General features: G+C 64.6%; 7 protein-coding genes. 1 reads left to right on the forward strand and 6 read right to left on the reverse strand.

Annotated elements, in window-relative coordinates; genetic code table 11:
- Positions 1 to 14 precede the first annotated feature (14 nt).
- The 4 genes from B7R22_RS20050 to B7R22_RS19450 all read right to left on the reverse strand — a co-directional run bounded on the left by B7R22_RS20050 (position 15) and on the right by B7R22_RS19450 (position 2116).
- Positions 15 to 137 carry a hypothetical protein gene (locus tag B7R22_RS20050; protein WP_301182592.1) on the reverse strand — a complete coding sequence of 41 codons (123 nt, stop codon included), beginning with the start codon at positions 135 to 137 and terminating at the stop codon, positions 15 to 17.
- Positions 134 to 724: a hypothetical protein gene (locus B7R22_RS05270; RefSeq protein WP_147305302.1), complete on the reverse strand. Its 591-nt coding sequence runs from the start codon at positions 722 to 724 to the stop codon at positions 134 to 136. The genes B7R22_RS20050 and B7R22_RS05270 overlap by 4 nt, the downstream gene beginning before the upstream one ends.
- Before the next feature lie 249 nt (positions 725 to 973).
- A complete protein-coding gene (locus B7R22_RS05275; protein WP_116410743.1) occupies positions 974 to 1462 on the reverse strand; it encodes a Dps family protein in 489 nt (162 codons plus the stop codon).
- A 147-nt stretch (positions 1463 to 1609) separates the two neighbouring features.
- Positions 1610 to 2116, reverse strand: coding sequence for a LysM peptidoglycan-binding domain-containing protein (locus B7R22_RS19450; RefSeq protein WP_216363399.1), 507 nt, complete (start codon positions 2114 to 2116; stop codon positions 1610 to 1612).
- A gap of 177 nt (positions 2117 to 2293) precedes the next feature.
- Here B7R22_RS19450 and B7R22_RS19110 point away from each other — a divergent pair, with 177 nt between their 5' ends.
- The gene (locus B7R22_RS19110) at positions 2294 to 2434 is read left to right on the forward strand and encodes a hypothetical protein (RefSeq protein WP_172582218.1); all 141 of its coding nucleotides are present in this window, start codon (positions 2294 to 2296) and stop codon (positions 2432 to 2434) included.
- 43 nt (positions 2435 to 2477) lie between these two features.
- Here B7R22_RS19110 and B7R22_RS05285 read toward each other — a convergent pair whose 3' ends face one another.
- Entirely contained in the window at positions 2478 to 5114 is a 2637-nt protein-coding gene (locus B7R22_RS05285; protein WP_147305303.1) for a carboxypeptidase-like regulatory domain-containing protein, read from the reverse strand.
- 385 nt (positions 5115 to 5499) lie between these two features.
- Positions 5500 to 5682, reverse strand: a complete 183-nt coding sequence (locus B7R22_RS05290) for a helix-turn-helix transcriptional regulator (RefSeq protein WP_116410745.1) — start codon at positions 5680 to 5682, stop codon at positions 5500 to 5502.
- Between the last annotated feature and the right edge of the window lie 341 nt (positions 5683 to 6023).

The raw sequence follows: 6023 nt of genomic DNA on the forward strand, positions 1-6023 counted from the left end.
TGGTCGAGGTCGCGTCACCCCCAGATGCGCGCGAGGCCCGAGTACAGGTGCAGTCGCTGGATGATCGCCAGCACGACGATCGCGAGGACCAGGAGGCCGACCGCTGCCGCCACGACCGTCCGGGCGAAGCGGTTCACTGCGGTGTACCGTTGCAGAAGACCGATCGGTATGCACCCGCCGACTCGTCGTGTGCGATGACGACTCCGTCGACCGTGATCGTGCAGACGAGTTGTGCGTCGTCACCGGAGGGAAGCCCGATCGCGACCAGGGTGAACAGCCCGGGCGTCTTCTTGTTGACCGTGAGCTGCACGGTCTTCTCCCACGGAAGCTGGTCGACGCTCGCCGGGGCTGCGTCATCGTTCGGTAGGGGAGACGCCGAAGAGATGCTGGCACCCCCGGAGCCCGTCAGTGAATAGACGACGGTCGCCTGCCTGGTGAGGCTGGTCGAGGAGCCTGACGGAGAGGGTCCGAGGCCGGCTCCCGTACTGTTCGCCACGACGGGGTACACATAGAGATACAGGAGTCCGGCCAGGGCGGCAAGCGTGAGCAGGCCCAGGATGCTGCGCGTGGTGGGCACGAAAGGGAGTGATCCGGGGATGAGACGCAGCGCCGCACCGAGACCGCCGAAGACCACGACCGCGGCAATGAGGCCGACGAGGACGAAATCGATGACGCTCCCGAGCAGCAGTGCGATGCCGACGGCTGTTCCGGCTACAACGGCCACCACCACAATGATGGTGGCTGCCGTTCGACCCCGGGGCGGTGGCCTTCTGCCGAGCGGTAGCGGCGGTGGCGCCGCACCCGGGGGCGGTTCGCCCACGAACCCACTGCGGGGCTGGGGTACGGGATTCATAACTGAGACAATATCACGTTATGATTGAGCTTCTGACGATTCACCCACCCGGGGCCGCCGGAACGACGAAAGGGCCCCCGTGAGGGAACCCTTTCAAAGACAACGCCGAGGCGCGAGCGGTCAGACCGTCGCGATGTGCGCGAAGAGGAACCAGCGGTCCTTCTCGAGGCTCCGCGCGATCTGGATCGCCACGTCTTGGCTGGGGGCATCGATCGCACCCAGCTCGGTGATCGCCTTGTTCACGCTGACGAGCAGTGCGTCGATCGAGGCGACGAGCACGGACACCATGACCTCGGCGGGCTGGAACCCGGCGGGCAGCTCGGGGAGCGTGGTCTTCGCAGCGACGGTTCCGACGCGGGCGTCGATCGGCAGGCCCAGGGCGACGACGCGCTCAGCGGCGGTGTCGGCGTGGTCTTCGGCGTGCTCGACGATCTCATCGATCAGCTCGTGCACGGCGATGAAGTTCGCACCGCGAACGTGCCAGTGGGCCTGCTTGCCGTTCAGCACGAGAGCCTGCGAGTCGATGACGACCTGGCTCAGGAACTGCGCGGCGGCGGCGGCGACATCCGGGTTGGACGAGCTCTTGATGGTGGTGGCAACGTCGGACATGACGTCTCCCTTCTGAAGAATTTTGCGACCCATCGGGCGGGTCATTGACCCCAACGTTACTCAGCCTGAAATGTTCCGCAAGCAAGCTGAGGCTCGGCTTACGAAGGGCAGGGTTACCTGTATTCATGCGGATCTCCGCCTGCTCCGTCAGCATCCCCTCTGCTCGGAGTCTGTGGGCCAGCGGATGTCGAGTACGGTTCCGGGTTGCACGTTGAGCGGATCTGAGCAGGGGAAGTTCACCCGGACAACATCCGCAACCTGCAGGTTGAAGCGAGAGGCGATCGCCAGCACCTGGTCCTCCTTCACCACGGTGTAGCGGTACTCGTAGTCGTTGATCTGCTTCACCTTCCCGACCGCGTAGGACTGCGGGCCCGTGTCCTCGACCTCTGGCGTGTTCGGGGTGTTCCCGCCATCCGTCTGGCCGCCCATCGCGTTGGGCGGTGTGGGTGGGGGAGGCGGAGGCGGTGGCTCCGGCGTGATTGTGACCGTCGGTGTCGGTGTCGGTGTCGGTGTGGGTGTCGGCGTTGCCGTTGCCGTGACCGTGATGGTCTGTGTGGGCGCCGGACTCAGCTTCATCTCCGTCGTGCAACCGGTCGCGGCCAGTGTCACCGCTACGGCGAGCAGGGCCAGGACGTGCCGGCGGGAGTGGGGCATCCACCCATCTTCGCTCGTCCGGCGGTGCTCGGACAGTCCTCATTTGTCAGGACTCGACGCCGAGCAGCAGCGACGTCTGAAAGTACCACGGCCTCTGCCCGCAGCGAGCGGCCCCGTTCAGGGGTCGCCGCCGCCGGATGCCCCCCGCCCCAGCCACAAGCGGTTAGGCTCGCCCACATGGAATTCAGATGCCCGAACTGCGGCCACGAGGTCGGCCGCGAGGACGACGCGGAGCAGGTGGCATCGTTCCTCCCTGGCCAGTGGATCTGCCCGGAGTGCGGCTGGCAGGCCGAGACGAACGCCAGCATCGTCCCCTGACGGAGCCGTCGGGGCGTGCATCCGGAGCCCCTCAGCCGCGGCCCTACTTCGCGGTGATGGTCGCCGTGGGTGCAGCCGTGGCCGTTCCCTTCGAGTACCCGGTCTTCAACACCGTGACGGTCATCCCGATCTTTGTTCCCTGATCGGCCTTCGTGAGCACGTAGGTCGTCTTCGTCGCCCCGCTGATTGCACCGCCGTTGCGGGTCCATTGGTAGGTGTAGGTGAGGCCACCGGATGACCAGCTGCCGTGTGTCGTCGTGAGAGTCTGGCCGACAATCGTCTTCCCCGTGATGACGGGTGCGACAGTGAAGGTCGGGGCTGCTCCCGCGGCCACCGCGGTAGTGGAGAGGCTGGTGGCTACACCGCTCGCTGACCCGGCGGCGGATGCGGTCACTGTGACTGTGATCTTCTTTCCGTAGTCGGCAGGCGCCAACACATAGGACGCACCGCTTCCGAGGACTGTCGTGGAGCCCTCATAGGTCCACGTGTAGGCGAACGTCAGGCCTGTCCTGCTCCACGCGCCCGGAGCGGCGGTCAGAGCGCGGTCGACGGAAGCCGTGCCCGAGATCGTCGGCTTCGTCTCGATGGTGGGCGGGGCATCCAGAACCGTGGCGCTCGCAGCCGACTTTGCCGTCGCGGTGTTGTAGCCAAGTTTCGACGCTGTCACCTGCGCCATGATGCGGTGGCCCATGTCGGCTGCGACGACGCTGTGGGTCGAGCCGGTCGCGCCGGAGATGACGACGCCGTCGCGATACCAGGCGTAGGCGAACGTGAGGCCGCCCGTGCTCCACGTGCCGGACGTCGTCTTCAGAACCTGGCCGACCTGCGCGCCGCCCGACAGCGTCGGCGGGGTGGCGATGACAGGGCGAGGGCCGACCGACACCACGGCTGTTGCGAGGCTCGTGGCAGACGCGTCGGCGTAGGAAGCGGAAGTCGCGCTCACCCGTACCGAGAGTTTCTGGCCGAGCATCGATCCATCGACCGCGTATGTCGGCTTGGTCGCGCCGGCAATCGACGTGCCATTTGCGTACCACTGGTAGGCGTAGGTGAGACCTGACTGGCTCCACGTGCCGCTCGACACGGACAGTGTCGCCCCGACCTGCGCCGTGCCGGTTACCGTGGGCCGCACCGTGTTGACCGGCGCGGCCATCTTGATCGTCGTCGCGGTGCTGAGCGAGACAGCCGAGCTCGGTGTGTAGCCCGGGGTCGTCGCGGTCACCCGGATGCTCAGCTTCTTGCCCGCGTCGGCGGCCGTGACCGGATGCGACGGCGAGGTCTCGCCGACGATCGCCTTGCCATCAGCCAACCACTGGTAGTCGAACGCGACGCCGGGTCGATCCCAGGTACCCGAGGTCGCGACGAGGATCCGCCCCACCTGAGCCGTGCCATTGATCTTGGGCAGCACCGAGTTCACGGCCGGGAGCCCCGCCAGCACCGTCACTTCCTTGGTGCTCACCACCGCCGGCAGGTACCCCGTTCTCGTCATGCGCACCTGAACCAGATAGCGGTGCCCGTAATCGGCGGCGGACAACGTTCGCACGGTGTTGCACGCCCCGGACGGACCATCGGGCATCCCGTCTCGGAACCAGCTGCAGATGGGGGTCTGGTAGTCGGGTAGATTCCAGAACCCCTGATCGATCTTCAGCGTCCCTCCCACGCGGGGGGCACCGGAGATGGACGGTGCCTTCACGGGCACCGGTGCAGGACCGAGCGCCACTGTCGTCGTGGGCGCACTGACCGACGGGGACGAAGCCGCACGCTCTTCGCCCGACACCGGAAGCACCGAGACGGTCATGACCTGGCCGACCGCGAGCGGGGTGACCAGCTTTCTTCCATTGGTGGATGTGCCGACGTACTTCGTTCCGGCGAACCATCGGTACGTGAAGTTCGTCGGGGAGTCCGTCCAGACTCCTGGATCGGCTGTGAGATACTGGCCGACCGACGGATCGCCCGAGATGACGGGTGGGGCTGTCGCGACGTAGCTGGGTTGAACCGTCGGCGCGCAACTGAGCACGGTCATGTAGTCGCCGTAGCCTGGGGCCGAAATGGTGAGGTCGAGTTTCAGGTCCCGGTAGATAAAGCCGAACTCCGCACGCGAAGAGATGGGTACGACAACCGATTGTCCCCCTGCAACGCTCTGAGTCCAGCTGGTGTCGCTGCCCTGATTGTGCCCGTAGGTCGACCACCGGTAACTGGCGGAGATATTCACCGGCCACGCGCCCAGGTCGACGGTGAGGGTCTTCGCGTACTGGCACGCACCCTGCAGGGAAGGGTTCGTCGTCGGAACGAGACCGGGACTGAGTTGAACGTCTCTCACGATAGACGTGGGATGGCTGGAATTGGGCAGATAGACGGTCGACACGGCCAGTGGAGCTGATGCCGATGACGGCGGCTGCACGAGCAGGCGAATGTACTCGTCTTCCTTCAGGCCGACCCTGTAAAATCCCGCCGCATCGGTGACGGTCGTGGCGTACGTTCTGTAGTCTTCGCACTCCGAGAACAGGCAGACCGACTGGGCGATTACCGTTGAGCCCGGCACGACGGTCCCCGAAGGGTCCGTGACTGTTCCGGAAACAGTCGGACTGTCGTCCGCCTGCGCGGCCGGCACGAATCCGATGGATGCCGCGACGACAAGCATCGCCGCCACGAATCCTCTGAGCCACGGTCGTCTGCGTGTCACGGTGTTCCCCCGAACTACTGGCAATCCGTCAAGTGTGGCGCAGACACGGCATGAGCGATAGAGCCTCGTTCGGGGCAATCGAACGAAAATGACCTGCAGGGTGACGGATCGTCTTCCGCGGCAGAGCGATGCGGAGAGCCACGGGGCCGGACGCCTTGCGAGGCAAGGACTCGCAAGGCCATGCATACAGAGGGGATGACCAGGATCGAACTGGCGTCATCAGTTTGGAAGACTTCTAAGGGGCCGATGCATATCGCAGCCTTAGATGTCAAATCCCGCGCTGTTGCAATGATCGAAGGGGGTATGAGCCGCATGGCTCTTCAAGACATCGCGTGAGATGGGTGCCAAAATAGGTGCCAGGACCTCGCCGCCGCTCGACGTTCATCTATGGTGCATTCACCATGAGTGTGACCCAGGTCTCAATATCTTCAGGTCTGTAGCGAACCGCAGACCCGATCTTTACGAACGCGGGTCCCTTGCCTTGTCCTCGCCAGTTACGAAGCGTGCCGACCGCGAAGCCGATGGAAGACGCTACCTCGGATTCGGTAAGTAACCAGATGTGAGCCATGGGATGAAGATAGCGGCTCCTCAAAACTGAGGGGCAGGAGCCCAGAGGTATCGGTTAGCGAGGATCGTTCGGAAGCGACTTCACCCACCGCTCTAATTCCGAAACCAAAAACACCGGTTTGGAATTCATATATTGAGCGGTCAAGTCATCGCGGTAGACCGCCATTTTCAGTGTAGTTCTGCTGAAGCCCACCGCCTTGGCCGCGTCGGCGTAAGGTGACGTCCCTGTGAGTGGTGGGGTTTCGGGTTCTTGAGCGTTGCATCGTCGACGTGAGAAGCCACCGTGTGATGGTCAGTGAGAACCGACTAAAACTCTCACGCAAAGGACACCACACGATGGCT

The organism is Subtercola boreus (assembly GCF_003399635.1).
GTDB classification, from domain to species: Bacteria; Actinomycetota; Actinomycetes; order Actinomycetales; family Microbacteriaceae; genus Subtercola; species Subtercola boreus_B.